The sequence below is a fragment of the Pseudoalteromonas sp. P1-30 genome (genome assembly GCF_001400005.1).
In the GTDB taxonomy this organism is placed as follows: domain Bacteria; phylum Pseudomonadota; class Gammaproteobacteria; order Enterobacterales; family Alteromonadaceae; genus Pseudoalteromonas; species Pseudoalteromonas atlantica.
Window position 1 is genome coordinate 1 of sequence record NZ_LKBC01000019.1, and the last position, 26,626, is coordinate 26,626.

The 26,626-nt window shown below is 40.7% G+C and carries 18 protein-coding genes, 1 tRNA gene and 1 other RNA gene; 8 read left to right on the plus strand and 12 right to left on the minus strand.

The window, feature by feature from the left end; genetic code table 11:
- Window positions 1–264 precede the first annotated feature (264 nt).
- Complete coding sequence (locus AN395_RS18010; RefSeq protein WP_054983834.1) at window positions 265–1,464, plus strand: alpha/beta hydrolase-fold protein; 1,200 nt, start codon at window positions 265–267, stop codon at window positions 1,462–1,464.
- A 286-nt stretch (window positions 1,465–1,750) separates the two neighbouring features.
- Here the strand turns inward: AN395_RS18010 and AN395_RS18015 are convergent, their stop codons facing one another.
- From AN395_RS18015 to AN395_RS18030, 4 genes are read right to left on the minus strand one after another with little or no spacing between them, the layout of a single operon-like run.
- Window positions 1,751–2,917: an FAD-dependent monooxygenase gene (locus tag AN395_RS18015; protein WP_054983835.1), complete on the minus strand. Its 1,167-nt coding sequence runs from the start codon at window positions 2,915–2,917 to the stop codon at window positions 1,751–1,753.
- Window positions 2,914–4,101: a 2-octaprenyl-6-methoxyphenyl hydroxylase gene (ubiH, locus tag AN395_RS18020; RefSeq protein ID WP_054983836.1), complete on the minus strand. Its 1,188-nt coding sequence runs from the start codon at window positions 4,099–4,101 to the stop codon at window positions 2,914–2,916. Before ubiH ends, AN395_RS18015 begins: the two co-directional genes overlap by 4 nt.
- Window positions 4,102–4,116: 15 nt before the next feature.
- A complete protein-coding gene (gene pepP, locus AN395_RS18025; protein ID WP_054983837.1) occupies window positions 4,117–5,439 on the minus strand; it encodes a Xaa-Pro aminopeptidase in 1,323 nt (440 codons plus the stop codon).
- Between the two features lie 25 nt (window positions 5,440–5,464).
- Window positions 5,465–6,019: a UPF0149 family protein gene (locus AN395_RS18030; RefSeq protein ID WP_004589599.1), complete on the minus strand. Its 555-nt coding sequence runs from the start codon at window positions 6,017–6,019 to the stop codon at window positions 5,465–5,467.
- A 193-nt stretch (window positions 6,020–6,212) separates the two neighbouring features.
- On the opposite strand from AN395_RS18030, the gene ssrS reads away from it, so the two are divergent.
- Window positions 6,213–6,396: non-coding RNA, 6S RNA (ssrS, locus tag AN395_RS19440), on the plus strand.
- A gap of 141 nt (window positions 6,397–6,537) precedes the next feature.
- On the opposite strand, the gene AN395_RS18035 is transcribed toward ssrS, so the two are convergent.
- The 5 genes from AN395_RS18035 to AN395_RS18055 form a co-directional block, all read right to left on the minus strand.
- Complete coding sequence (locus tag AN395_RS18035) at window positions 6,538–9,621, minus strand: efflux RND transporter permease subunit (protein ID WP_054983838.1); 3,084 nt, start codon at window positions 9,619–9,621, stop codon at window positions 6,538–6,540.
- A complete protein-coding gene (locus AN395_RS18040) occupies window positions 9,618–10,934 on the minus strand; it encodes an efflux RND transporter periplasmic adaptor subunit (protein WP_054983839.1) in 1,317 nt (438 codons plus the stop codon). Before AN395_RS18040 ends, AN395_RS18035 begins: the two co-directional genes overlap by 4 nt.
- Complete coding sequence (locus AN395_RS18045) at window positions 10,924–12,339, minus strand: TolC family protein (protein WP_054983840.1); 1,416 nt, start codon at window positions 12,337–12,339, stop codon at window positions 10,924–10,926. Before AN395_RS18045 ends, AN395_RS18040 begins: the two co-directional genes overlap by 11 nt.
- A 222-nt stretch (window positions 12,340–12,561) precedes the next feature.
- Window positions 12,562–13,194 carry a putative quinol monooxygenase gene (locus AN395_RS18050; protein WP_054983861.1) on the minus strand — a complete coding sequence of 211 codons (633 nt, stop codon included), beginning with the start codon at window positions 13,192–13,194 and terminating at the stop codon, window positions 12,562–12,564.
- Between the two features lie 409 nt (window positions 13,195–13,603).
- Window positions 13,604–13,676 (minus strand) — tRNA-OTHER (locus tag AN395_RS18055).
- Window positions 13,677–14,014: 338 nt separating this feature from the next.
- Here AN395_RS18055 and AN395_RS18060 point away from each other — a divergent pair.
- Window positions 14,015–16,789: a hybrid sensor histidine kinase/response regulator gene (locus AN395_RS18060; protein ID WP_054983841.1), complete on the plus strand. Its 2,775-nt coding sequence runs from the start codon at window positions 14,015–14,017 to the stop codon at window positions 16,787–16,789.
- A 51-nt stretch (window positions 16,790–16,840) separates the two neighbouring features.
- Here AN395_RS18060 and AN395_RS18065 read toward each other — a convergent pair whose 3' ends face one another.
- Together AN395_RS18065 and mutY are read right to left on the minus strand one after the other, a co-directional pair.
- A complete protein-coding gene (locus AN395_RS18065) occupies window positions 16,841–17,113 on the minus strand; it encodes an oxidative damage protection protein (RefSeq protein ID WP_004587535.1) in 273 nt (90 codons plus the stop codon).
- A gap of 33 nt (window positions 17,114–17,146) precedes the next feature.
- A complete protein-coding gene (mutY, locus tag AN395_RS18070) occupies window positions 17,147–18,208 on the minus strand; it encodes an A/G-specific adenine glycosylase (protein ID WP_054983842.1) in 1,062 nt (353 codons plus the stop codon).
- 161 nt (window positions 18,209–18,369) lie between these two features.
- Here mutY and trmB point away from each other — a divergent pair, with 161 nt between their 5' ends.
- The 4 genes from trmB to arcA all read left to right on the plus strand — a co-directional run bounded on the left by trmB (window position 18,370) and on the right by arcA (window position 23,131).
- Window positions 18,370–19,095 (plus strand): tRNA (guanosine(46)-N7)-methyltransferase TrmB, encoded by a 726-nt coding sequence (gene trmB / locus AN395_RS18075; RefSeq protein WP_024031613.1) that lies wholly within the window; start codon window positions 18,370–18,372, stop codon window positions 19,093–19,095.
- A 44-nt stretch (window positions 19,096–19,139) separates the two neighbouring features.
- Window positions 19,140–20,165, plus strand: coding sequence for a methyltransferase (locus AN395_RS18080; RefSeq protein WP_054983843.1), 1,026 nt, complete (start codon window positions 19,140–19,142; stop codon window positions 20,163–20,165).
- A 154-nt stretch (window positions 20,166–20,319) separates the two neighbouring features.
- Entirely contained in the window at window positions 20,320–21,924 is a 1,605-nt protein-coding gene (locus AN395_RS18085) for a HAMP domain-containing sensor histidine kinase (RefSeq protein WP_054983844.1), read from the plus strand.
- 490 nt (window positions 21,925–22,414) lie between these two features.
- Entirely contained in the window at window positions 22,415–23,131 is a 717-nt protein-coding gene (gene arcA, locus AN395_RS18090; RefSeq protein ID WP_004587530.1) for a two-component system response regulator ArcA, read from the plus strand.
- A 14-nt stretch (window positions 23,132–23,145) separates the two neighbouring features.
- Here the strand turns inward: arcA and arcB are convergent, their stop codons facing one another.
- Entirely contained in the window at window positions 23,146–25,464 is a 2,319-nt protein-coding gene (arcB, locus tag AN395_RS18095) for an aerobic respiration two-component sensor histidine kinase ArcB (RefSeq protein ID WP_054983845.1), read from the minus strand.
- A 226-nt stretch (window positions 25,465–25,690) separates the two neighbouring features.
- On the opposite strand from arcB, the gene folE2 reads away from it, so the two are divergent.
- Window positions 25,691–26,611 carry a GTP cyclohydrolase FolE2 gene (folE2, locus tag AN395_RS18100; RefSeq protein ID WP_054983846.1) on the plus strand — a complete coding sequence of 307 codons (921 nt, stop codon included), beginning with the start codon at window positions 25,691–25,693 and terminating at the stop codon, window positions 26,609–26,611.
- Window positions 26,612–26,626: the final 15 nt, after the last annotated feature.

The window sequence follows — 26,626 nt, forward strand, 5'->3', positions numbered from 1 at the left end:
ATGAGAACTGACTCCTAAATAGGTGTCTACTTTTATGGAGTCAGATCAATCAGCTATCAGGGTCATATTAATATGCATTCGCTTTACATCAACAAGCAGAATTACGATAAGTGCGTTGGGTTTGTGTGTAAACGCAAAGTTTGCTTGCGTAAAAAGCGCAGCTTTTAATTACTTCCCCCCTCCATTTGCGCCTAAAATATAAACATTTACTCAAACCTAAAGCCATGCAATTATTAAGCAACACATTATTTAATAAGGATATTTATGAAGCTCTTACTATCATTTGTATTTGCACTTACTTTTAGTACCTCTTTTTTAAGCTACGCAGACACTGCTACAACCGACATAACCGTTGGTAAAAAAGTCATTTTACAATCAAAAATACTTAACGAAGACAGGCCTATCAGAATTTTCATACCTGACACTGTAAAAGACGATCAGCCGCTTTATGTTATTTATTTACTTGATGGTGTAGAGCACTTTCATACAGCCTCTGGTGTAGTTAAATCCTTAGTTGATTACGAGCAAATACCTAATGCCATGCTTGTTGGTATTGATACAACAAACCGCGTGCGTGATTACTTACCTAAAGTAGAAGGTGAGCCTAAAACTGAGTTTCAAACCTTTGTAAAAAATAAATGGCCCGATGCTGGACAAACCGACAATTTTTTAAAATTTGTGTCTGACGAGCTCATGCCCTATATAAACAGCAATTACTCAACTAACGGCTACAACACCTTAATTGGTCACTCTAACGCTGGTACGTTAGCGCTTTACACTTTAGTTAACCAGCCTGAATTGTTTAACAACTACATAGCTATAAGCCCAAATAGTTGGTGGAGTGATGAAGAGTTAAAAAATAATATTATTAAATACACTAAAAACCCTAAAGGCACTCAAGAGTTATTTATTAGTGTAGCGAGTGAAGGCGCTCGTTTTTATACAGGCGCATTAAATACGTTAGTAAATTTAGAACAACAAATGCCCACACAGCTAAAATGGGAATATAAGCATTACCCTACTTTTACTCATATGGGCACTATACTGCCAGCCCTTAGCGATAGCCTAATTCACTTATTTAGTGACCTAATATTTAACGTGACTGACGAGCACGGAAAGTTTGCCGATGTATCACTTATCACAGGTTACTACCAAGCACTGAGCGATAAGTACGGATTTGAGCTTAAAATTCCACAAGATGTGTACGTAGAGTTTGCCCACAGGCAGCAAAAGTTTGATAACACTAAAAAAGCGATAACTACACTTAAACACTTTACTCGTGATTACCCTAATGCTGCTTACTCCCACATGCGGTTATCGCAAGGGTACACGGCTGACAAACAATTTAAGAAGGCTGTTACCAGTATGAAACACGCACTAAAACTTGCTAAACAAAATTCGCGCGATCCACTGTTAATTGATGCACTACAAGATATGGTGAAGGAAGCCCAAGCCAATTTGTAACTGATTTAACGCAAAGCGCTTTTTAACTAACGATAATTACGAGCTACGCTCGTCGCGTCAGCAAGCTAAACGCCTACAGGTAAAATTAAGCTCAGTGTTAAACTTTGCATGTAGACGCTGAGCTTGCTCGCGTGAAAAGCGCAGCTTTTAATCTGTTTAAAGCCACTTAAAAACAAAAAACCGATGTTTAAACTAAACATCGGTTTTTCTTTACTGATAGCTGATAGCTAAAAACTAACCACTTTACTTTATACGTTGGGTTTCGCTTCGCTCTTCCCAACCTACGTTATTTGCCTATCGCTTCTTTGGCGAATAGGTGTTTTATTGGGCCTAGGTTATCAACGAGTGACAGCCCGACTCCACGTATCAGCTTTTTAACCGGGTTGGCACCTTCAAATAACTCTTTAAGCCCTTGCATCATGGCTATGTGCTTTTGCGCGTCGAGCTTGCGGGTGCGCTCGTAATCGCGAAGCGTGCGGGTACTCGCAAACTCTTTACTATCACTTGTCAGTAGCTCAATTAAATATGCGGCGTCTTTTAGGCCTAGGTTCATACCAAGCCCTGCAAGTGGGTGAATGGTGTGCGCTGCATCACCCATTAATACCACTTTGCCACTTACCCATTGCTGGGCGTAGCGCATTTTAAGTGGAAATGCTGCGCGTTTACTTTGCACTTCACACAGCCCGCATTGGCCATCTATGGCTGCCATTACAGCTTTATTAAAAGTAGTGTCGTCCATTGCTAGCAATTCATCGCAATGATTAGGGCTGGTAGACCACACAATAGAATGGGTGTTGTCATCGCTAAGGGGTAAAAATGCCAGTGGCCCAGTTGGTAAAAACACTTGGCGTGCGGTGTTTGCGTGTGGCTCTTTGGTTTTAACCGTAGCAACCAATGCATGATGGTCGTAATCTTTAAAGCTTAGCGCCATATTAAATTGTTTACGAATAGCCGAATTTGCGCCATCGGCCGCCACCAGCAGCTTAGCAATAATAGGCTCACCGCTTTTAAGGGTTATAAATACGTCGGACTCACTTTGGTGTATTTGTTGATACTCAGTATCAAACATCAGTGTGGCAGTGGGGTGTTGCTCTAGCTCTTTTATAAGTGCAAAACGAATAATATCGTTTTCAACTATATGGCCTAAGTGTTCAAGCTCAAGTTGCTCGTTATTAAAGGTTATTTTACCAAAGCTGTCGGCGTCGCGTACGTCCATATGCGTATAGGCACACGCTCGCTCTGCCATTATGTGTGGCCATACGTTTAATTGCTCAAACAGGTTTTGGCTTGCAATACTCAGCGCACTTACCCGCAAGGCGTATTCATCACTTGGCGGTAATTGCTTTGGCGCGGCGTCTAGCACCACAACACTTACATTGGCTTTAGCGAGTCCTAACGCGAGGGTTAAGCCTACGCAGCCACCACCCACTATACAAACCTGTGCTTGCTTCATAAACGTGTACCTTGTTTAACTTGCCCCATTAGCTGCTTGGCCAACGGTGCTTTTAATGCGGGAAATAAATCCATTGAGAAAAGCCCAATGCTGCGCCCAAGCGCTAATACCCGTGACGAGTTTGAAAAAAGCCTAACCAGTGCATCGGTTAAACTCATTACGGTATTTATATCGCTGCTACGCTTTTGTGAATACTCACGGGTAAACGCATAACTGCCTAACTCGTTTTTACTTGTTGCAATTAAATTACTAAGTACTTGTACATCACGCAGGCCTAAATTAAAGCCCTGCCCTGCAATGGGATGAATAGCATGAGCAGCGTTACCAATGACTACCGTACGATGCGCTGTTAATGATTCAGCTTGGCCATATACTAGCGGGTAGCTTGTGCGTGTGCCCACTTTTGTAAATTGCCCTGCCCGATAACCAAATGCACTTTGCAGCGCGTTTAAAAAATCATTTTCGTTTAAGGCTGTATGCTGCTCAACGTGCTGTTGCTTCATGCACCACACTAACGAATAACGGCTATTGCTCATTGGTAAAAGTGCCATCGGGCCGTGCTCGGTAAAGCGCTCATACGCATGGTTGTTATGCCCGCCTGCTACTTCAACATTGGCTATAATAGCGCCTTGTTCATAGGGCTGAGTATTAAAGCCTAAACCAAGTAAGTTACGGGTTGGAGATTGCGCACCATCGGCAATAACCAGTAGCTTAGTATTAAGTTGCTCGCCGCTTTGTAAAGTAACCTCATTACTGTTTAGGCTTTGCTTGATAGCGCTTACGCTATCGGGGCAATAAAGTGCAATACTCGCTTGCGTTAAACGCTGATACAGTGCGCGGCCAAACGGGTTTACCTCAACCACGTAGCCTAATGACGGTTTAGCAAACTCGTCGCAACTAATATGCGCTTTACCAAAGTGACCACGATCCGACACGCTTACTTTTTTTATTGCTGCTGTATATGGCGCACTTGGCTCAAATAAATTTAACTGCTGTAAATACTCAACCGACTGCTGTGCAAGGGCAATACTTCTGTCGTCAAAACTTGGGTGGTAATCACCCGTTACTTGGTTTGCCTCTACTACCGCAATAGCGAGTGAAGGGTTTGTTTTAGCAATGCTTAGCGCACAACTTGCCCCTGCAAGCCCGCCCCCAATAACAACGACATCAAACTGCTTAGCCACTTTATTTCTCCAAGCTTATGCGCTTTTTGCACTTTGCATAAGTGCTTCTATATCGTTTATGGTTTTAGGCACACTCAGGGTGAGGTTTTCATGCCCTGACTCAGTAATAAGTAAATTATCTTCGATACGAATACCAATGCCTTTATATTGCTGCGGTGCGTTTGAATCTTCACTAATGTAAAGCCCAGGCTCTATGGTTAAAACCATGCCTGGCTCAAATGCGCGCTCAACGTTGTTTTGTTTGTAATCGCCTACATCGTGAACATCAAGGCCTAACCAGTGGCCAAGGCCGTGCATGTAATATTCTTTACAGGCACCTTTTGCCATTAACTCATCAAAGTCGCCGGTTAAAATACCTAAATCAAGTAAACCTTGAGTCATTACTTCCATTGCACGTTTATTGGCATGCGACATAAAGCCGCCGGGTTTAACTTCTTCAAAGGCCACTTCTTGCGCTTTAAGTACAATGTTATAAAGCGCAGCTTGAGGTTCGCTAAACTTGCCATTAACCGCAAAGGTACGCGTAATATCGGCAGCGTAACCTTGTAACTCACACCCTGAGTCAATTAATACTAGATCGCCATCTTTTAGCACATCGCTATTTTGCGTGTAGTGCAAAATATTAGCGTTATCGCCACTACCAACAATGGTGCCGTACGCAGGATGCGGCGCTCCGTTCATTGCATAATGATGATGCAGCTCTGCCTCTAGCTGAAACTCTGTAGCACCAGGGTGTGAATAACGCATTGCACGCATATGCCCACGGGCACTTATTTCGCAGCCTTCACGCATAATGTTTACTTCGCTTGGCGATTTAAACAAGCGCATTTCGTGAATAAGAGCACGCACATCTTTTATCGTACTCGGTGCCTGATAGCCTTTTTTAGGCGCGCTGCGAAGTGTGTTTAACAAGGTAAATACTTTGGTATCAAAACTTGGGTAAGCGCCTTGTGCATAAAATAAAATCTGCTGACCGTTAACCAAATCTAATAATTGTTCAGTTAGCTCACTTAATGCGTAAGTTTCGTCGAATAAGTACTCATTTTTAGCTTTTTCGAAGCCAATTCTGCGGCCGTGCCAAATTTCGGCCAGTTTATCTTTATCAAGACAAAATAACGTACTTGGCGTATCGCTGTTATTACACAGCACTAAAACGGCATCGGGTTCGTTAAAGCCGGTTAAGTAAAAAAAGTCGCTGTCTTGTCTAAATGCATATTCAGTATCGCGGCTACGCGTTACTTCACTGGCCGCAGGAATAATGGCCACACTATTTGCATCCATTTTCGCAAGTAAACGCTCACGGCGTGCTTTAAATTCTGACTTTTGTATTTCAACCATGCTTTAACAACCCGCTTTATTTAGATTAATGTAGTGTTTTTTTAGGTGCTTTTTCTTTGCCAAGCTCGGCAAAACAAAGCAATGCCGATACACGTACATATTCAATCACTTCATGCAGGGCTTGGCTGTCTTCTTCGGTTTCGTCAAACATGGTATCTAGGCGTGTAATTTCGCTAAAATCACTAATAACTTCTTTTACATCTGCCGATAACTTACCGTAATCTTTTTGTTTTAAACCAAATCCAAGCATAAACCCTGCAACCCATGATACGAGACCATTGGCTTGATCGATGAGTGTTTCATCATCGCTTGGTAAAAATAAATCGAACGCAAAAGCTTCATCGTTAAAACTTGCTACCACTTGCTTATAAATGGTGCCAAAAAACTGCTTTAGGTCGTTGCTAAACGCTTGGCCATCATTAAATACATCACTTAATAGGCCTAAGTATTCTTTGTCATCAATACTTAAACCACACGCTAGTAATCCACTAATTACGCCGTGCGCTTCTGCCGGTGAGACAAAAATTTCGTTTTTTTCTAAAAGCAGCTGGGCTTTTTGGTAATCTGGTAAGTCGCTCATGTTTATATCTTCGCTTTGCTAGTTAAGGCAATGCTACCACTCGATAAAAAGCAACTCCAATTAATTGTATGATCCTGCTCAAAAAGTAGCATGATAAGTAAATAGCGAGTTACCAGCGGGCAAAAACTGCTCGAACGGTTCAATTTTTTACGTTTGGGGTTTAAGGAATGGATTATGTCTTATATACTGAACTTGTTCCCTGGGGTGCCGGAGTTTGGTTAAGTCCCTGAGCCGATAAATTTTATACCAGGATTTCTGTTCGTCTACTATTGTGCAAGCTCGGCATGTACCGAGAAGCCTACGGTAGACCGCAGCTTTCCGCCCTGAAACCTTCTGGTTTCAGGACTGACGCCGGACACCGCACGCTTGGGGAACACTTTTCTTATTTTTCTGTTTTTGCATTTTTTGCTACTCCCCTGTTTTTAAATACCCTTTATTACCTTTATAAATTTTTAGCAAAAAAAAGCTGCAATTGATATTAATCAACCACAGCTTAGTCCTAGAACACATTTCGTTATTTATCTAAACCAGCTTTGAAAACGCTCCATCAGCATATAGTTTACTGGCACTAATATAAGCGTAATAAACGTAGCAAACACAATACCAAAGCCAAGGCTTACTGCCATTGGAATTAAAAACTGTGCTTGTGTCGCCTTTTCAAATAGTAGCGGCATTAAACCAATAAAGGTGGTTAAACTTGTGAGCATTACTGGGCGAAAACGTGCAGCCCCTGCAAGTTTAACCGCATCAATAATCTTGCCGCCTTCACTGCGTTTTTTATTAATAAAGTCGACCAACACAAGTGAATCGTTAACCACCACACCAATAAGTGCCAACATACCAAGTAAGCTCATAATGGTTAACTCCATCCCCATAACCCAGTGCCCTATTACAGCGCCTATCATGCCAAACGGAATAACGCTCATTACAATAATTGGCTGCATGTACGATTTAAGCGGTATCGCTAATAGTGAGTAAATAATAAAAAATACAAATAACAATGCCCAAGCGAGCGAGCCAAACGACTCTCTTTGCTCTTTAGCTTCACCTTCTAGCTTGTAATCAACACCTGGGTATTGCTGCATTAATTCATCTAAATACTCAGTTAGGTCGGCTTGCAGCGCGGTCATGTTGGTATTGCTTTTTTCTATGTCGGCAGTTACGTTAAGTGTGCGGTAGCGGTCTATTCGATTAATCGTAGATGGGCTTTGCCCTGCTATTAATGTGGCTACATGAGAAAGTGGCACCGAGCCGCCCGTAGGCGTAGTAATAAGTATATTTTGTAAGTCGGCTACAGAGCGGCGCTCTTCAATAGGTAGGCGTACCATAACGCGCACATCGTCACGCCCGCGTTGAATACGCTGCACCTGCGAGCCAAAAAACGAGTTACGTACTTGGTTTGCTACATCAACTCGGTTTAAGCCTAAAGCAAAGCCTTGCTCAGTAAGCTCTATTTGCAACTCTTCTTTACCATCAGACATGCTATCGGCAATATCAAATACGGTTGGGTAAGTACTTAAGCGCGCTTTAACGCTTTCGGCAATTTTTTGTAACGTATCGAGCGATGTACCACTTAGCTGCACATCTATAGGGTCTGAGCTGCGTCCTATTTCGGCCCTAAAGGTTACGCTTTCGGCGCCAGGAATAATCCCTATTAAATCGCGCCACTCACTTACCAGCTCACGTGAGCCAATGTCTGAGTCGCGGCTCTCTGCAGGGGTTATTTCAAAGCGCACACTGCCTGAGTTAGACACGCCACCACGCCCACCGGTTGAGGCTAAAATATTTAATATAACGCTTTCGCCGGTATCTTCATCGCGGTATTTGTCTTGCAATAACTGCGCTTTTTGCGACATATCCATTACATACTTATTGGTAACTTCAAACGGCGTGCCTGTTGGCAAGGTTAATGTTACTCGTACGGTTTCGCTTGGGATACGCGGAAAAAATACAAACTTAGTCCAACCACTAGTTATTAAAGTTAAAATTATAAAAAACACGCCAACAAACAAACTCACCGTCGCTAATTTATAGCGCAATGCTTTAGCTAAAATAGGCTGATAGTATTTTAAAATAGCGCTTTCAAATCCGTCTGCAAAACGCTGCTGAAGTACTTCAAGCTTTGATGATTTTGTTTTTTGATTACGTAGTTTTATGTACTTTAAATGAGCTGGCAGCACAAACTTAGACTCAATTAACGAGAACAGTAATACCGGAATAACCACCACCGGAATTTGTGCAAATAAGGCACCCCGTGCGCCTTCAATAAACGCTAAAGGTAAAAAGGCCGCTACGGTTGTTAGTACCCCAAAGGTAACTGGTGTTGCAACTTCTTGCGTGCCTAAAATGGCAGCTTGTTCGCCCGACTCTGCGGTTTTTAAATGAGTATAAACGTTCTCCCCCGTTACTATGGCGTCATCCACCACAATACCCAGTACTAAAATAAAGCCAAATAAGCTCATAATATTAAGGGTTACACCAAAAATAGGCATCGCAATAAATGCGCCCATAAACGAAACCGGAATACCAATAAACACCCAAAATGCGATGGCTGGGCGTAAAAATAGGGTTAGCAAAGCCAGTACTAAAATGCCCCCTTGTAGGGCACTGCTGGTTAGCGTAGCAATACGGCTTTTTACAACTTGAGAGTCGTCATCCCAGTAACTTAATTCAAAACCTTGTGGTAAGGAGCTTTGCTTGGACTCTATGTAGTTTTTTACATCATCTGCGACATCTATCGCACTTTGCGGCCCTATGCGGTATACATCTATAAAGGCGGCTTGTTTACCATTAAAGCGTGTACGTACTGGGGTCTCTTCAAAGTCATCATTAATGCTTGCTATATCACCTAAGCGTATTACTGTACCGTCGCTTTGATTTTTAACTACAATGTTAGCAAATTCATCTTTTCGGTAAGCTTGCCCTTTTGAGCTTATAAGTACATCGCCCCCTTCTGTTTTTAAATTACCAGCCGAAATATCAGAGCTCGACTTAGCCACAGCGGTAGATATTTGCGCAAGGGTTAAGTTGTATTGGCGAAGTGTATCTTGACTTACTTCTATGGCGAGCTCGTAATCGCGTACACCACTTAGCTCAACCTGCGTAACATTAGGAAGGCGTAAAATATCGTCGCGTACTTGCTCGGCGTATTCTAAGGTTTCTTTTTCACCGTAATCGCTCGCTACAGTAACAGCTATTACTTCGCGTTTTCGTTCGGCAAGCGCCACAATAGGCTTTTCAGCATCGGCCGGAAAAGTGTTTATAGCATCTACACGGCTTTTTATATCGGCTAATAACTCGCGCGGGTCGTAGCCACTTTCTACTTCTATGGTCACCGACGCAGAGCCCTCTGATGAGCGGCTAGAAATTTGCTCTATACCTTCTAAATCTTGAACGGCTTCTTCTATTCGAATGGTAACCCCTTGCTCTACATCCTCAGGGGTTGAGCCGCGCAAAGTAACGCTTACACTTATGCGATCTGTTTCAAACGATGGAAACACCTCAAGCGGTATTTGACTCGATAAACTAAATAAACCCGATAGCAGTAACGTAATAAGCAATAAATTGGCTGCTACATGGTTTTTTGTAAACCAAGCAATCATGGCTTATCTCCTTGTGCAGCGCGGCGTTTTTGTATTAGCCCTTCAACACTAATTCCCATTTCTTGCGCTTTTTTTTCTAGCTGCTCACGCGATGGACGCTTACCTTTGCCTGCGCCATTTGGGCCTTTTGCTCGCATATTTTGCGTATCGGTTTCGCCTAAAATGCTTACTGCTGTGCCTGAACTTACTTGCCCAAGCGGTGTAATTACTAACTTATCGCCTGCATTGAGGCCTGTTTTTACCATAGCTTGTGTAGCATTTTGCCATGCAAGCGTAATATTTTTACGCTTTAGCAGCCCCTCTTCAACCACATACACGTAGCTGCCTTGATAAATAGTACTATTAGGGATTATTAACGCATCAGGCACTGTTTTACCGCTAATTTGCGCAGTAATGTATTGCCCAATTTTAATTGGGTATTGGTTATTAGCCGTGGCTTTGTAAGGGTCATTTATCTGCGCAACAATATACAATTGCTGTGCACCTTCATCGATAGCGCCTTCAGTACGTATTATTTGCCCTTGCCATGTTTGCTCGCCCACTAAGTCAGATTTAAACTTAACGAGTGAGCCGGCTTGGTTTTTACTGCCATCTCTGTATTGCTCTGGCAAACTAATATACGAAAGGTCTTTATTTTTAATTGGTAAGCGCACTTCAACGCTGTCTATGGCATAAATAGTTGCAAGTTCTGTGTTTTCGCTTACCACTTGGCCAAGGTCTACATTACGACTAAGCACACGCCCAGCGTAAGGCGCAGTAATTTGGGTGCGCTCTAAATCAAGCTGTGCTTTTTCAAGTGCGGCTTGTGCTGAAAGTACTTGTGCTTGTGCAGCCGCTAGTTGGGGCTCGCGAAGTACTAAGCTGCTCGCTTGCGATGAGCCGCCTAAACGCTTCCAATCAGTAATTGCTTGTTGGCCGCGGGCTTTTTCTTCTAACAAACTTTGCTCTGCAGTAAGTAATGCTGCTTGCGCTGATTTAACCTCAGCCTGATGATCTCTATCGTCAAGCTGTAGCAGTACATCGCCTTTTTCAAAAAAACCGCCCTCTCTAAAATCATCACTTACTTTATTAATTTGCCCAGATGCTTGAGCAACTAACAAACTTTGAGTACGCGGCTTTACCGTGCCGTAGCTATCAATAAAAATTAAGTAATCTTGTGGCTCAATCTTTTTTACCGATACGCTCACCGTGGCTTTAGGAGGTGAGCCAAAACGTTTTGCTTCAGGTGGATTACCCTTAATAAACATAACAATTAAAATGGTGGCCACCACCACTACGGCTGGGATTAAAAGTTTTGCTGATTTAGTTTTCATCGTTATTGCTCTTAGGTTCGCTTGTTGGGGCGTTAAAATCGCCGCCAAGGGCAACGTATAGGTTTATTCGGTTAGCAATTAGCTGGTTTTTTGTTTCAATGAGTGAGCTTTGCGCATCAAAAGAGCGCGACTGGGCATCAAGCACAGTAGTGTAAGTTACTAAGCCGCTTTGGTACTGCTCAAACGACAGTTGCTCTGCTGCAAGGGCGTTTTCTTGCGCCTCTAGCGTGCTTTTATAACTGGCTTGCAAGGATTGCTGCTGAGTAATTGCGTTTTCAACATCGCTGAATGCATCGTACAAGGTATCTAAATATGCTTGTTCTTGTTTTTGTGCATTTAAGCGTGCTACTTCTTCATTTGCTTTTAGCTGGCCACCATTAAATATTGGCGCAGAAATACTGCCTAATAAAGACCACGCTAAGCTTGATGGCGAGAATAAATCGCTCACTCTATCGGTGCTATCACTCACGCTTGCTGATAAGTTTAAACTAGGGAAACGCTGTTTATGTGCATAGGCAAGGCCTGCATCGCTTGCTAATAACTGGTACCAGCTTGAGCGCAATTGAGGCTTGCGTGTAATTAGTTCAGAGGGGATACCGGTATTAATTGGCGAAAGAAAAACTGGCAGTTCAACCTCTGCTGATATATCGCCTTTGGGGTAGCCGCCTAATAAGCGCTCTAAAGAACGCGACGCGCTTACAAGCGTGGCTTGTTGATTAGCAATACGCGTACGCTCGTTATTAAGCTCATTACGGGCTAAATATACATCGAGTGCTTCATTAATACCTTGGCGGTAGCCCGATTCAATAATATCTAAGTTTTGCTGTGCGTTTTCTTCTCGACGTTTATATAAATCGAGTAACTGCTGGGCGGTTACTAAATCAAACCAGCCGGTGACAACATCAGCCACCAATTGCTGCTTAGCTTGCTCAAAACTAGCTTGTTGCGCTAAGTAGTTTAGGTTTGCTTGGCGTTTAGCATCAGATAACTTACCCCACACATCTACTTCATAGCTTAGCTCTAGCGTGACAGAGCTGGCATTATCATAACTTACAGGTCTATTGTCTTTACTGCGCCTAGTTTGCGCAGATAAATCAAGATCGGGCCAAAGCGCAGAGCCTGAAATTATTAATTGCTGCTTTTGTATTTGTACATCGTAGGCACTTTGCAGCAAAGCCTGATTATTATTAAGTGCTTTATTAACAAGGTTTTCAATATAAGGGTTTTCTAAGGTTTGCAGCCATTGCTGATCTACTGCAAGTGCATTTTGTGCTAAACCATGTTGCCATGTCGCTGCAATGTCGCTGGGTGCTTGCTCGCGCTGCTGAGGGTTTAGCGTACCCGCACAACCGCTCAACAATACCAAGCTAAGAGCCAATAAAGTTGGCTTAGTTTGCCAAATCATAGTTAACCTAAATTACTGCCATTTATGAATGTAATTCAAGCACTTTGGCAAATTTTGCTCAACTTACTTTACATAACATTACATACGTTGCGATGAATTAACATAATAGTCAGTTATTATAAAAACCGGCAGGGAATTTGGAGGGTATTTATACAAAAAAGCAAATAGCGTGTAATACACTATTTGCTAAACGGGGTAAGTAACGCTGTTAAACACAAGCCTTTAAATTTCTTTAACGAAGCTCATATATTGCTGCATATCGCCAACAACTGCTTGCGCTAATAATTCGCTTGTTTTTACTGCGTACGGCTGTTTAAAGTGAATATCCCACAACGCAGATTCACTGCGCCAATGTTCATAAACAACTAATGTATCGTCGTTATTTTCAATACTATATAAATCAAACACTAAGTTACCAGGCTCCTGGCTGCGCGTTTGCGTTACATGAGTTGCGAAACGCTCAATGACTTTATTTTTAAAACTTGGCTTAATCTTAAAAATAAAAAACACAATACATATATCATCTTCAGGGTTAACAACTTTTGTATTACGCTCATGCAGCGGAGCTGGCACTGTATTTTCTAATAACATGACCTGTGGCGCCGATTGGCTGATTTCAGGCAACGTATTTAATAACGTTTGTGTGTAATCTTGTGCGCCATGGTAATCAACTGCATTTTGATCTTCAAAACGCTCATAAGCAAAAAAGACGCCTGGCTCGTTTTTATCCTGATATAAACGCATCTCTATAAGACCTGTTTCGGCTTTAGCGCCTTGCTTGTCTTCTTCTAGTAGCGCTTTAAATTGTGCGACGTGCTCGTCTTTAATATCAAACTTAACAATTTGCGTGATCATAATTAGCTCCAGCTTTAAATTACTGATACCAATACGCTTAATCAAGTGATCTATTTTGAGGCTCGAAAATCATGTTGATAGCTAGGCAAAAAATTCGCTATTTAGTTGTTATAAATAAGAATTTTTAACGCCGGTAGCGACACGTTTAGCCCCGAAAAATGATTAAGTATTATTACGGATTGGCATTATTAGGGCTAAAGGTACCCTGCACTTTATTACTTAAATCAATCATATTGAGTGAGTAAATGGAGTGAGTAATAACAGCACCTAACCTTTTGATGAGGTAATTATGCGCATGCAAACAAGGGAGAAAAAGAGAGGATATACCCAATTAATATGGACTATTTTGTCCATAATAAATTTTAAGCAAAAAAAAGCCCTGCATGTGTATGCAGGGCTTTAATATAAATGGTGCCTCGACCCGGAATCGAACCAGGGACACGAGGATTTTCACTCTGCTCTACCAACTGAGCTATCGAGGCACTTTAACAGTGCTAATTAAAAATCATAAATGATTTTTAATGCAATTCCCGCTCAGCGCTATCGACTGAGCCATCTGGGCGTGCGGCGTATTAAACGAGTTTTGCCCTTACAAGTCAACTTTTTTTTTACTCTTTATAACTGTTTGAACGGTTTTCACACAACAAAGCGTGTTTTTATATACTAATGTTTATTTATCCAACAAAAACTCACAAAAAACCTTAATTTAATCAATTAAACCAGACTAAAAACGTAGTGAATTATTTTACGTAAATGATACGATTACTGTGAAAATACGATAAGGGCTTATCGTACAAACAAATACCAATGGGAACAATCAATGCAGAGTAAATTCTCTTCGCCGGTGAAAGGCTTACTGCCGCTTTTTTTAATAATTAATATTGCAGTAACAGCGCTTGCTATTGTTGCCTTTGCGTTTTACTCGCAAAACACACAACCTGCACCAGCAGCCAAACAAAAAGTAAGTATTACGCAGCTAGCACAGCAACTTGATTTACCAATGGTAGATGCACTTACTATGTATGGGCAAGGCAAGGTTCGCCAGCTACTTGAGCTTACTTCAGTATTAGATGATGAGTTTGAATATACGCTCTATCGCTTTAATGCCACATCAGAAACCCAACTTGTATATAGCAGCACTAAACCCGCTATCGAGTCTAAAAAAGTAAATGAGCATTTAACTGAGCAAGGTGTATTGCACCATATATTGCTTTTGAACGACCAGCCTATTGGTGAGCTAATAATAAAACAGCAGTTACCAGCACCGCCTTTAACGCAGCAAGACTCGCAAGTAATAGCCTATATTATTGCAATTGTAAGCGTGTTTGCCTTATTTGCATTAGCCCTACTATTTAATACCTACATAAATACTCGCTTGCGTAAAAGTAGCCATTTATTAAATGAAGAACTTCAAGCGATTACCGAAAATGGCAATTACGACAGTAAAGTAAGTGAAAAACTAGACTTAGGCTTATCTGGCGTAGCTAAAAACATTAACTTGCTGCTAGATAAAGTTAACTCAGTAATGTCTGAAAAAGAGGCTGCGCAAAAAGAGCTTCAAAAATTACAAACTGGCCTTGAGAGCGAAGTACAACAAAGAACAATTGCATTAGAGCAAGCGACATTAAAAGCACAACGCGCTAGCGAAACTAAAACGACCTTTTTAGCCACTATGAGCCATGAAATTCGCACCCCTATGAACGGCGTTATTGGCACTATAGATTTATTAAGACAAACAGAGCTTGATGGCGCGCAGCATCGTTTAAGTACTATTATCCGTGAGTCAGCGTTTTCACTATTAAGTATTTTGGATGATATTTTAGACTTCTCTAAAATTGAAGCGGGTAAGCTAAATATTGACCCTACGCCTTTTTCAGTTACTGATACGATTGAAGAAGTGGCTCGCGTGCTTTCATCTGTTGCTAAAAAGCGCAAATTAGATTTAGAGCTTTCTATTGCGCCAGATATTCCAACTAATTTAACTGGCGATACAATACGGGTTCGCCAAGTACTGTATAACCTTTGTAGTAATGCAATTAAGTTCACCAGTACTGATGACAAACGCCAAGGGCACGTAAAAATATCGGTAGAAGTGGCCCATAATACGGCGGATCATTTTACGCTGCGTTTTTGCGTAACCGATAACGGCAAGGGCATGACCCAAGCGCAACTGCGAGAAATATTTAACCCGTTTGTGCAAGCCGAAAACTCAATTACCCGTGAATACGGCGGCACTGGTTTAGGGCTTTCTATTTGTAAAAGTTTAACCGAGCTTATGCTCGGTACTATTAATGTAACTAGCCATGCAGGCATTGGTAGCGAATTTACCGTTGAGCTTCCATTTGGTACCTCGGGAAAAATTAAGTACGCACATAAAAATGCGCTCAATGGCAAACATGTAGTGGTAGTGAGCAATCATTTAGAGCGCGAAAAAGCAATGTACCGCTATTTATCGTTTATGGGCGCTAAAATTACCTACGTGCACAACCAGCAAGAAATAGAAGCTCAACAAGAGCAGCACGACATTATCTGGGTTGTCGATGGCATAGATGATATGGAAAAAGTGAACTCTTTACTGCGTCGTCTTATTTACTCACTTGAAGATAATAATCAACAAGTGGTGGTATTAAGTAAGCTTGATGAAGCCGCTATAAACCATAAAAATGTATTTTATATTAATGCCTCACCGCTGTGTAAATCTAACTTTATGATGTCGATATTGGTAGCAGCAGGCTTGCATCAACCTAAACAAATTAAAAAAACAAAAACACTCAACAATTATTTAAATGTTGAACAAGCACGCGATGCAAATAAACTCATTTTATTAGTAGAAGATAACCTACTAAACCAGCAAGTTTTAACCGACCAACTGCATATACTAGGCTATGGCGTTGAAGTAGCAAATAACGGTGAAGAAGGTTTAGATATGTGGCGTCAAAACAATTACTCGCTCATATTAACCGACTTACATATGCCAAAAATGTCAGGTTACGATATGGTTGAAAAAATTCGTGATGAAGCCGAGCTGTTAGACTCTATAGACGCTCAGCCTTATATTATTGCGGTTACTGCCAATGCGCTCAAAGGTGAAAAAGAGCGTTGCTTGGCGGTAGGTATTAATGACTTTATTACTAAGCCTATAGAGCTTAATGCCTTAGAAGATACCTTAAAGCATTGGTATGATAAGCATAATAAAGACCAAACTGTTGTCATTCATCAAAAGCCTGCCATGCCTATTAATATGGACGCAGTATCTACTTATGTAAACGGCGACGAAGCCAAACAATTACGCTTTTTCAAAATGTTTTTAGAGCAAAGCCAAAGCCTAATTAAAAGCATTAATTCCGGCGTTATGGTTAATGACAGAGACGAGATAAGCAGTGCTTGTCATCAGCTCAAGGCTATCTCTAAAACTATTGGTGCAGAGGCCGTTGCGCAATGTGCAGAAGAGTTTGAAGAGAAGTGTCGAAATACTGAGCTTGATACTGATGAGCTAATAGCGCAAAGAGATACCCTTGAAATTGAATACTCTAAAGCTGCGCAGTTTTTAAAAGAACAAGTGCGCTCAGCGAATACTGATGAAGAAACGCTATAAAATATAGCTATAAAAAAAGGGCTATATAGCCCTTTTTTTTATGCCTAAAAATTACTTTTCAGGAGGTCGATAACCTTCAATTTCTACGTCTTTGTCTTCAAACAAAAAGCCAACCATTTGCTCTTCTAAAAACGTACGGTGCTCTGGGTCCATCATATTTAAATGCTTTTCGTTAATTAGCATAGTTTGCTTATGCTGCCACTGGCCCCATGCTTCTTTAGAAATATTATTAAAAATTTTCTCGCCTAGTTCACCAGGGTATAACTGAAATCCAAGCCCTTCGGCTTCTTTTTGTAACTTTTGACAAAATACTGTACGTGCCATAATTGACTCTCTTAAGCGCTAAATGCTAATAGTTTAACCTATTGGGCTCATTTGTTTAACCAACTTTTTAGTCGGTGCGGCTAAACCCACCTCTATAGATTGATCGAGTGGGTACCACACAAGTTGTTTATCGTTTACTACATCCGGTACGTTATTAATATTAAGCACATGTGGATTTATTGTCAGCTCAAAATGCGAAAACACATGAGTAAAAGGCGTTAGCTCTTCCAGCTCAGTTTTTAAGCCTTGCTGATTTAAAAATAACACCATTTCGCTGTATTCGTTGAACTCAAAAAAGCCAAACAGACCGCCCCAAATACCGCTGCTTGGGCGCTTTTCCATTAAAACTTTCTCGTTATGTTGAATTATTAACTGATGACAACTCTTTTTAGGAACCGCTTTTTTAGGTTTAGAATGAGGAAACTCTTTAACCTTACCGGCATTAAACGCACCGCAATCGCTATTAAGTGGGCACGCTTGGCAGTCAAAGCGACTGCGAGAGCAAAGGCTGGCGCCCAAGTCCATCATGGCTTGGTTAAACTCAGTCACATTGTTTTTAGGGGTTAACTGGGTAGACAAATGCCAAAGTTGGTTTTCTACTTTTTTTACCCCATACCATCCTTCAACCATAAAATAACGGGCAAGCACTCGCTTAACATTACCATCTAAAATAGGGTGGTGCTGGCCAAGCGACAGCGATAATACCGCACCTGCGGTAGAGCGCCCTATTCCGGGTAAATCCATGACTTCTTCAAGTGTAGTTGGAAATTTACCTTGGTATTTATCTCGCACTATTTTGGCCGTTTTATGTAAGTTACGTGCCCGTGCGTAGTAACCTAAGCCAGTCCAATGATGCAGCACTAAATCTTCATCTGCATTTGCTAAAGCTATGATATCAGGGAAGCTTGCCATAAACTTTTCAAAGTATGGAATAACCGTAACAACTTGCGTTTGCTGTAACATTACTTCTGACACCCACACTTTATAAGGTGTTTTACCTAGTTGCCAAGGCAATGTTTTACGCCCATGAAGGTGATACCACTGAACCACTTGGTTAGCAAATTTGTCTGACTGCTGTTTATTTAAATCCAACATATACTACTTTTACTCATGCTCAATAGCGGCTCAGTCTATTGCAGTTAATAAAAAGATCAAGCTATGAAGGCGCTATAACACGCTAATACTTGTGATTAGCTGCGTGGTCAGGGATAATACGCAACCATTTTTAAACACATTGTTTTTGTCAGGCCAATAATATGAGTGAATCAAGTAACAACAACCTTGAGCAAGCTAAGCAAGAAGGTAAATATATCCGCACAATTCGCAGTTTTGTAAAACGCGAAGGCCGCTTAACTAAAGGCCAAGCTGCCGCAATTGAAAAATGCTGGCCAACTATGGGGCTTGAGCATAAAAACGGCCTACTCGACTTAGCCCAAGTATTTGGCAATAACAATGATGTAGTATTAGAAATTGGTTTTGGTATGGGCAAGTCATTAGTTGAAATGGCGAAAAATGCACCGCACCTAAACTTTATTGGTATTGAAGTACATCGCCCAGGCGTTGGCGCATGTTTAATGGATGCAGATGAGGCCGGTGTTACTAATTTACGTGTATTTGAACACGATGCGGTAGAAGTACTCGCTGACTGCCTTGCAGATGAAAGCTTAACAACGCTGCAGTTATTCTTCCCTGATCCATGGCATAAAAAGCGTCATCATAAACGCCGTATAGTGCAAACAGAATTTGCTGAAAAACTGCGTACAAAATTAAAAATTGGCGGTGTTTTTCATATGGCTACTGACTGGGAAAACTACGCCGAGCACATGCTAGAAGTTATGCAAGCAGCGCCAGGCTATAAAAATCAGTCATCTACCAACGACTACGTGCCTCGCCCTGATTCGCGCCCGCTAACTAAGTTTGAACAGCGCGGCCACCGTTTAGGTCACGGCGTATGGGACTTAATGTTTGAGCGCACAAAATAATTACACTAATTTACTAATCAATAATTTGTAAGGCAAAGCCATTTATGAGCGTATTAACCAACCCAAGTTTACTGTTACTTCGTAATAGCGAAGAACTAGTGGGAAAATCTATCTTGGTGGTCAACTTTGTTCAAGATGGCTTTTTAGCAGAGCTAAAGCAGTTAAATCCTCAAAGTGCCATCACCGCATTTAGTTATAACCATGCTAATGGGGAATTTGCTAAAAAAATAAATGGCATAAACGTGTGTGTTAACCATGAAATGGCCGCCAACGATTACGATTTAGTCATTCTTTACTACCCAAAATCAAAGCCTGAAGTATTAATGGCACTTGATAATATTCGCGCCGTTATTAACGAAAAAGCACAGCTACTTGTGGTAGGCGAAAATAAAAGTGGCGTTAAATCGATAGAAAAGCAGCTCGCGGGCAAAGCGCAGTACAGTAATAAAATTGACTCTGCTAAGCATTGTATTTTGTTTTCATTTGAGCAACTAGAGAACAACCCAACCTTTGAGATTAGCCGCTACCATAAAACGTTTAGAGTAAATGTAGCAGGAGTAGAGTTTGATGCTATCAGTGTTCCGGGTGTATTTAACCACGGCGCTTTAGATGCTGGCACAAAAATGCTACTAGAAAATGCCCCGACCACTAAACAAGGTAATGTACTGGATTTTGGCTGTGGTGCGGGCTTAATAGCCACTTTTTTAGGTATTAAAAACCCAGCACTGACTTTTACTTGCAGCGATGTGAGCGCACTTGCAACTTATGCTACTGAGCAAACATTAAAGCTTAATAATATTAAAGGCGGTACCATTTTAAGTGATGGCTTAAAAAGTATTAGCGGCAAGTTTGATTTAATAGTTAGTAACCCGCCTTTTCATACTGGCATAGCGACCGACTACACAATTGCTGAAGCATTTTTATCAAATGCTAAGCAGCACTTAACCAAGGTAGGAAAGCTAAGCATAGTGGCTAATAGCTTTTTAAAATACCCGCCAATTTTAGAGGCGCAGTTTGGTAGCTTCCACACTGTGTACAAAAATAACAAATTTGCCGTTTACAGTAGCTAACTAATTATACTTAGTTAGGCTAAGTGTAATTAATACTTAGCCTAACTTTCGAATAAATATCAGAATTAATTTCACTATTTCCCTTCACTTTCTATGGTTTTTGCTAAACTAAAGTTCTAAATATAAATATTCATGCTTAGGCGATGCAGCAATAATGCCAAAAAAAGTACATCAAAAAAGTATTCGAAAAGCGCTGATCAACACCATCATGCTTATCACTGCTATTTGTTTAACTTTATCGGTTTCAATTTCCACTTATATGAGTGTAAAAGAACAAAAGGAACTGATCATAAACAAGCTCGTGATCCTTTCCGATATTGTTGCTTTTGATGCCGCAGATTCATTGGTAAAAGACGACAGAAAAACAGAAGAAAAACGCCTAAAGTCGTTTGATAAAATTCCCCTTGTTAAAAACATTCATATTTACGCAATAGAGAAAACATCGAGTAAACCTGTATTTTTTATTAGCTTTAATGCTAAAAAAACCCCACCTGTTCCGCTGCGCGTAGACAGCATTAAAGAGCTTAACGAGCCAAGAGTGACCAACAACTACATTGAGCTAATAACACCTGTGCTTAATAACGAGCAGGTGGTGGGTTACGTTTACATGCGTGGTAGTTTAGAAAGCCTAGATGAATTTATAAAACAAAAAATTATTATAGATATTTTCCTTACTCTGTTTATTTTGTTTTTTGTGTACTTTATAGCGATAAAAACACAAAAAAGTATCGCTAACCCTATTGAACACTTAAGTGTATTGCTACAAGACGTATCAAAAAATCATAATTATGACGTACGCGCACCCAGCACCAGCGTAAAAGAGGTTACAGCCTTATCAAACAGCTTAAATATCATGCTTACTCGCACCCGTAAGCAAATAGAACGTCATGAAAAAGACAAACTAGAGATCAAACAGCTCAACCAGAGCTTAGAAGAAAAGGTAAGCCAAAGAACAATAGCCCTGCGTGAAGCAAACCAAGAGCTGCTTTCTACCCTTGAGCGAATGCACCAATACCAAGAACAAATAGTAGAAAACGAAAAAATGGCATCTTTAGGGCAAATGGTAGCCGGCGTAGCCCATGAGGTTAACACCCCAATTGGCCTAGGTATTACTGGCTCAACCTTGCTGCGCGATAAACTTGCCGATATTCAGCTTAGTTTTGATAATAAGTCTCTAACTTCTAACCAATTAAAACGCTTTATTGACGAAGGTATCGAAAACCTTGATTTAATTTATAGAAACCTAAACCGTGCGGCCGACCTTATCTCTAACTTTAAAAAGGTAGCTGTAATTCAAGATGATGGGATTAAAACCCATGTAAACATCCATAGGTTAATATCTGATGTGTTAATGTCGATTCAATCAGAGTTAATAAAGTCAAAGCCTAACGTTGTGATCAATTGTCCGAGTGATTTAACCATTGAGAGTAAATCTGAGCCACTACAACAAATATTCCAACAGCTTATTTTAAACTCTGCCATTCATGGTTTTAGCAATAGCGAAAATAACGAAATTAAGTTTGATATAGAAATAACAGGCCCACAAATAAAAATAATCTACACAGATAACGGCCAAGGCGTTGATAAAAATGTCAAAAACAGGATATTTGACCCATTTGTAACCTCTAAGCGAGGCCAAGGGGCAAGTGGTTTAGGCATGCACTTAGTGTACAACTTGGTAACCCAAGCACTAGGTGGGCATATACTGTATGACCTAGATGCGAAACCCGGCGTACGCTTTGTTATTACAATTCCATAAAAAGTGTTTAAAAAAAGAGTATTTATTTACGCTTTTTACTTGAATTACCATTTAATGACCTTATAGAGAGAGCATGTGATATTTCATGTTTAATTATTTAACTTGATCTAATAATTAAGCGATACAATTTCTGAACTTTATTGCTTTTGCAGTATCACATACATTGATGAAAGGTTATAAAATGATATAATTCCGTTTTGAATTTGCGCGATTATTTTTAGTACCTTTAAGCGATTGGTGGATGTATCAATTATTAAAGGAAATGGCTTCGTTTTCATAATTCAAAAAGCTGCATCCGTTATATATCATTAAACAGTAGTTTTTGCACAATGCCTTTTGGTTAGTTTGGAACACCCCTACTGTTTTATTTTTATCCAACTTGTTTTTTCTTGTTAACATTTGGGTATAATCCTATAATCTCTAGTAATCGAATTATTTAGTTAAGATTCGATTTTTTGTAAATAAAATATTCCAAAAAGGTTAATTAATAATGCAAACGCCAGTCATTCTAATCGTAGAGGATGAAGACGTAACTCGACTAAACCTCGTGAGTTTATTTGAAGCTGAAGGTTACAAAGTTATTGAAGCCATTGATGGCGATGATATGCATGACAAGCTTACAAATAATGATGACGTCAATCTTGTAGTTATGGACATCAACCTACCGGGTAAAAACGGGCTAATTTTAGCACGTGAATTACGCCAAAAACGTAAAGTCGGTTTAATCTTTTTAACCGGCCGTGATAACGATGTAGACCGTATTTTAGGTTTAGAAATTGGTGCTGATGATTACATCACTAAACCTTTTAACCCTCGTGAATTGACTATACGCGCTCGCAACTTAATTACCCGTACAGCGCTAGGCGGCGAAGAGTCAGTGCTAGAAACCAACGGTGTAATTACATTTAACGGTTGGGAACTTGACGAAAACAGCCGTTGTTTAACGTCACCCAATGGTGATGCTAAGCGTTTACCTAAAGGTGAATACAGAGCGCTGCGTTTAATGCTTGATTCTCCAGGGCGTATTTTTAGCCGTGAGCAACTTATTAAGCATATGACTGGCCGTGAGCTTCGCGCTAATGACCGTACAGTAGATGTAACGATTCGTCGTATTCGTAAGCACTTCGAAAGTGATAATTCTACTTCTGAGCTAATCAGCACCATCCATGGTGAAGGTTACCGCTTTATTGGTAAAATCGACGCTTAATTAGAGTAAACCGCTTACTCTAATAATTGTAAAAACGAATGAAGGGCAATTTGTCCTTCATTTATTTTATCTGCCAATGTATCTAACCATTCTTTTAGTACTTCATCTGATTCATCAAGCGCACCGTGTTCCATCTTTTTAGCATGTAACTGTACGTCGTTTAATCCTACAGAGCCCGCAGCACCTTTAAGCTTATGCGCCACCGATTTGTACTCTTCCCTGTCGTTTTCATTTAACGCGCTTTGCAGCTCTTGCTGATATTGCGGGTTTAGTTTTTCAAACAAACCACTGCTGCGCTTAAATACTTCAAGCCCCATAGAATTTACAAAGTCTTCAATGGTTTCAACATCAAGCACACCTGCATTAATGCCCTCAAGCGCTTCTTTACTTACCGTTAGCAGCGGCTTGTCAGATTCACTTTGTTGAATATCAAACAAATCAGCCAGCATTTTATCAAGCTTTATTGTATTAATGGGTTTAGCAAGCGCCCCTTGCACCGAAATGCCTTCTAAGTCTTCTTCGGCGCTACGTACATTCGCTGTAAGCGCAACGATAGGTAATTTATCAAAATGGCTATCGGCACGTATTTGTCTTGCCACCTCATCACCATTTATATCGGGCAGTTGCATATCAAGTAGTACTAAATCTAGCTCGTCTTCGGTTTCTACAAACGAGAGTGCATCTTCACCTGTTTCGGCCCAAATCACTTCATGGCCGCGCTGCTCTAACAGGTTAGTCGCAATTTCGGCATTTAATGGCACATCCTCTACAAGTAAAATATATAAACCTCTACCGGCATAGCTTTGTTCGGTAGGCGCTACACATAAGCTAAGCGGTATGTGTACTGTAAAGCAGCTGCCTTCACCTTCTGTACTGGTTACCGAAATGGTGCCTTTCATTGCACTGACCAACGCTTTGGTTACGGCTAAACCAATGCCTGAGCCAATCGCGTTTTTACCGCTTAAATCTGGGGCTTTGTAGTACATATCAAATATGCGCGAGAGTTGATCCTCTGGGATCCCCTGCCCTGTGTCTGATATTTTAAGTTCAAGCCACGGTCCATCGTTACGCTCTTCTCGGCTACATGTGAGTTTTACCTCGCCATGCTGGGTAAACTTAACGGCATTATTAATTAAGTTCCATACCACTTGGCGTAAACGCGTTGGGTCTAGGAGTGCATAAACATCTAATGTGCCATTTCGCTCAATTGAAAATTCAAGCTCTTTTTGTTCAGCAATTAAACCTGCAAAGTTCACTACATCGTTAATAAAGTCTGAAACGTTAATAGAGTCGGTTGCTATATCTAACTGCTCTCGGTCTATTTTATCTAAATCTATAATATCGTTAAAAATATTACCTAAGGTTTCAGCGCTCGAAAACACCGTATTACACCAACTGCGTTGCTGTTTATTAAGCTCTGTATCAAGTAGCATGCGGGTTAAGCCTACAATGCCATTTAATGGCGTGCGTAGCTCATGGCTAAGCGTTGCTATAAACTTACCTTTATCCTTATAGGCTGTTTCAAGCGCTTGTGCTGCTTCTTTACGGCTGGTTATATCACGGCCAAATGCAAGCAAACCTATGTAGTCACCTTGATCGTTTATAAACGGTAATTTACGCAGCTCAAACCAACGGTTTTCACCATTAACCATATATTCAACATCAATTGTCAGCGCTTGATGCGTTTGCTCTACTTGCTTATCGGTTCTGAGTACTTCTGCTAAAAAGTAGCTTGGGAAAATTTGCTCCACTGTTTTACCAATTAATTCAGCACTGGTTTTGCCCATAACCTCTTCAAACATTTTATTACAGCCGGCAAACACGCCGTTGTTATCTCGGTAATAAAATAAATCGGGGGAAGAGTCGACAATAGAGCGAAGGAGCATGCCTTGCTGAGCAAGTTCTTGTTGTGTTTTTTTACGCTCTGCTATTTCGCGGCGAAGCTCTTCAATGGCGCGATGCTTGGCATGAAAGGCCATTTTTCGCTCATCTATTTCAATGTTGAGGCGGTTGATATTATCTTTTAATGTTTGATTTAACAGCTTTTCTTGTTTTGTGGCGCTGTCTAAATAAGCGTATGAGGCATCTAATTGTCTAATCGAGTTGAGTAAAATACTGATCATAAAGGGAGATACAACCGCAGTAAAAAATACCACAGCTAAAATATCAACTAAATTAACCTCACCCAGTGCCACATAATAAAACATACTCGACAATATAAGCGACACGCCTAATAAAAGCGCGTAGCACATTGCCGCGGTTTTTAACTCGCCAAAGCGAGTTATTAAACTAGAAAGTACTCGAGCCCAAGGGCTCAAAGAAGAATCGGTCATAGGTCAGTGTATCTCGTTACTAGGCATAAATAAAAAGTGCCTATTAATAGTCAAACGCATTTTGCAGCAGATTTTAGCATTTTTCTATTAGCTATATTCATGTTGTGCGACAAAAACAGAAAATTTTCATGTTTACTTTTGCCTACTTGTTAAACTCATCATTTCAGCAATAAATTATTTAGTGTAAAATGCTGCGCTTTATTATGACCAATAACGAGTAGCGCACATGCAAACCAACATGCCCGATATAGCTGATACGGCTCCCGCCTTACAAACAGGTAAGTTAGACTGGGTTGGTATGGGCGAAATAGAACTGCCATTTATTTTTGAATCGAAAGATTTAGCACCCGTTACCGTTAACGCAAAAGCGCGTGCCTTTGTTAATTTGCATAAAGAAGGCGCTAAAGGCATTCATATGTCGCGTTTATTTTTAGCGCTTGATTTACTCTCAACAGAGCAACAAGTTAACCCACAAACTTTAGCTCAAGCACTCGATACCTTTATCACCAGCCACGAAGGATTAAGTGACAAAGCCCAAATAGAGTTTAAATTTGAGTTACCGCTGCGGCGTAAATCGTTATTAAGCGGTAAAGCAGGTTGGAAAAGCTACCCAATTACCCTAACCAGCACTATTGAAAATAGCGTAATTAGCTACGAGCTAAGCATTGATGTTACTTATTCATCAACCTGTCCATGCTCTGCAGCACTTGCTCGTCAACTTATTCAAAATGCTTTTAGCGAAAAGTTTAACCAAGAAACACTTAATCAAAAAGACGTTTTAGCATGGCTAGGTACAACGCAGGGTATTGTGGCAACGCCTCACTCACAGCGTTCAATTGCAAACGTTAAAGTAAAGCTAGACAACACAATTAGTGAATTTGACGTTGTAAATTTAATTGATACATTAGAAGCTGAGCTAAAAACCCCCGTACAAGCGGCAGTAAAACGTGAAGATGAGCAAGAATTTGCCCGCCTTAACGGTCAAAATTTAATGTTTTGTGAAGACGCTGCACGTAAAATTAAAGCGGTTCTTGAAAACGATAACTTTAGTGATTACTGGCTGCAAATTAATCATTACGAATCACTCCATGCGCATGATGCAGTCGCTATTGCCGTTAAAGGAATTGAGGGCGGTTACAAAGCCTAGCAGCCCTGCTGCATT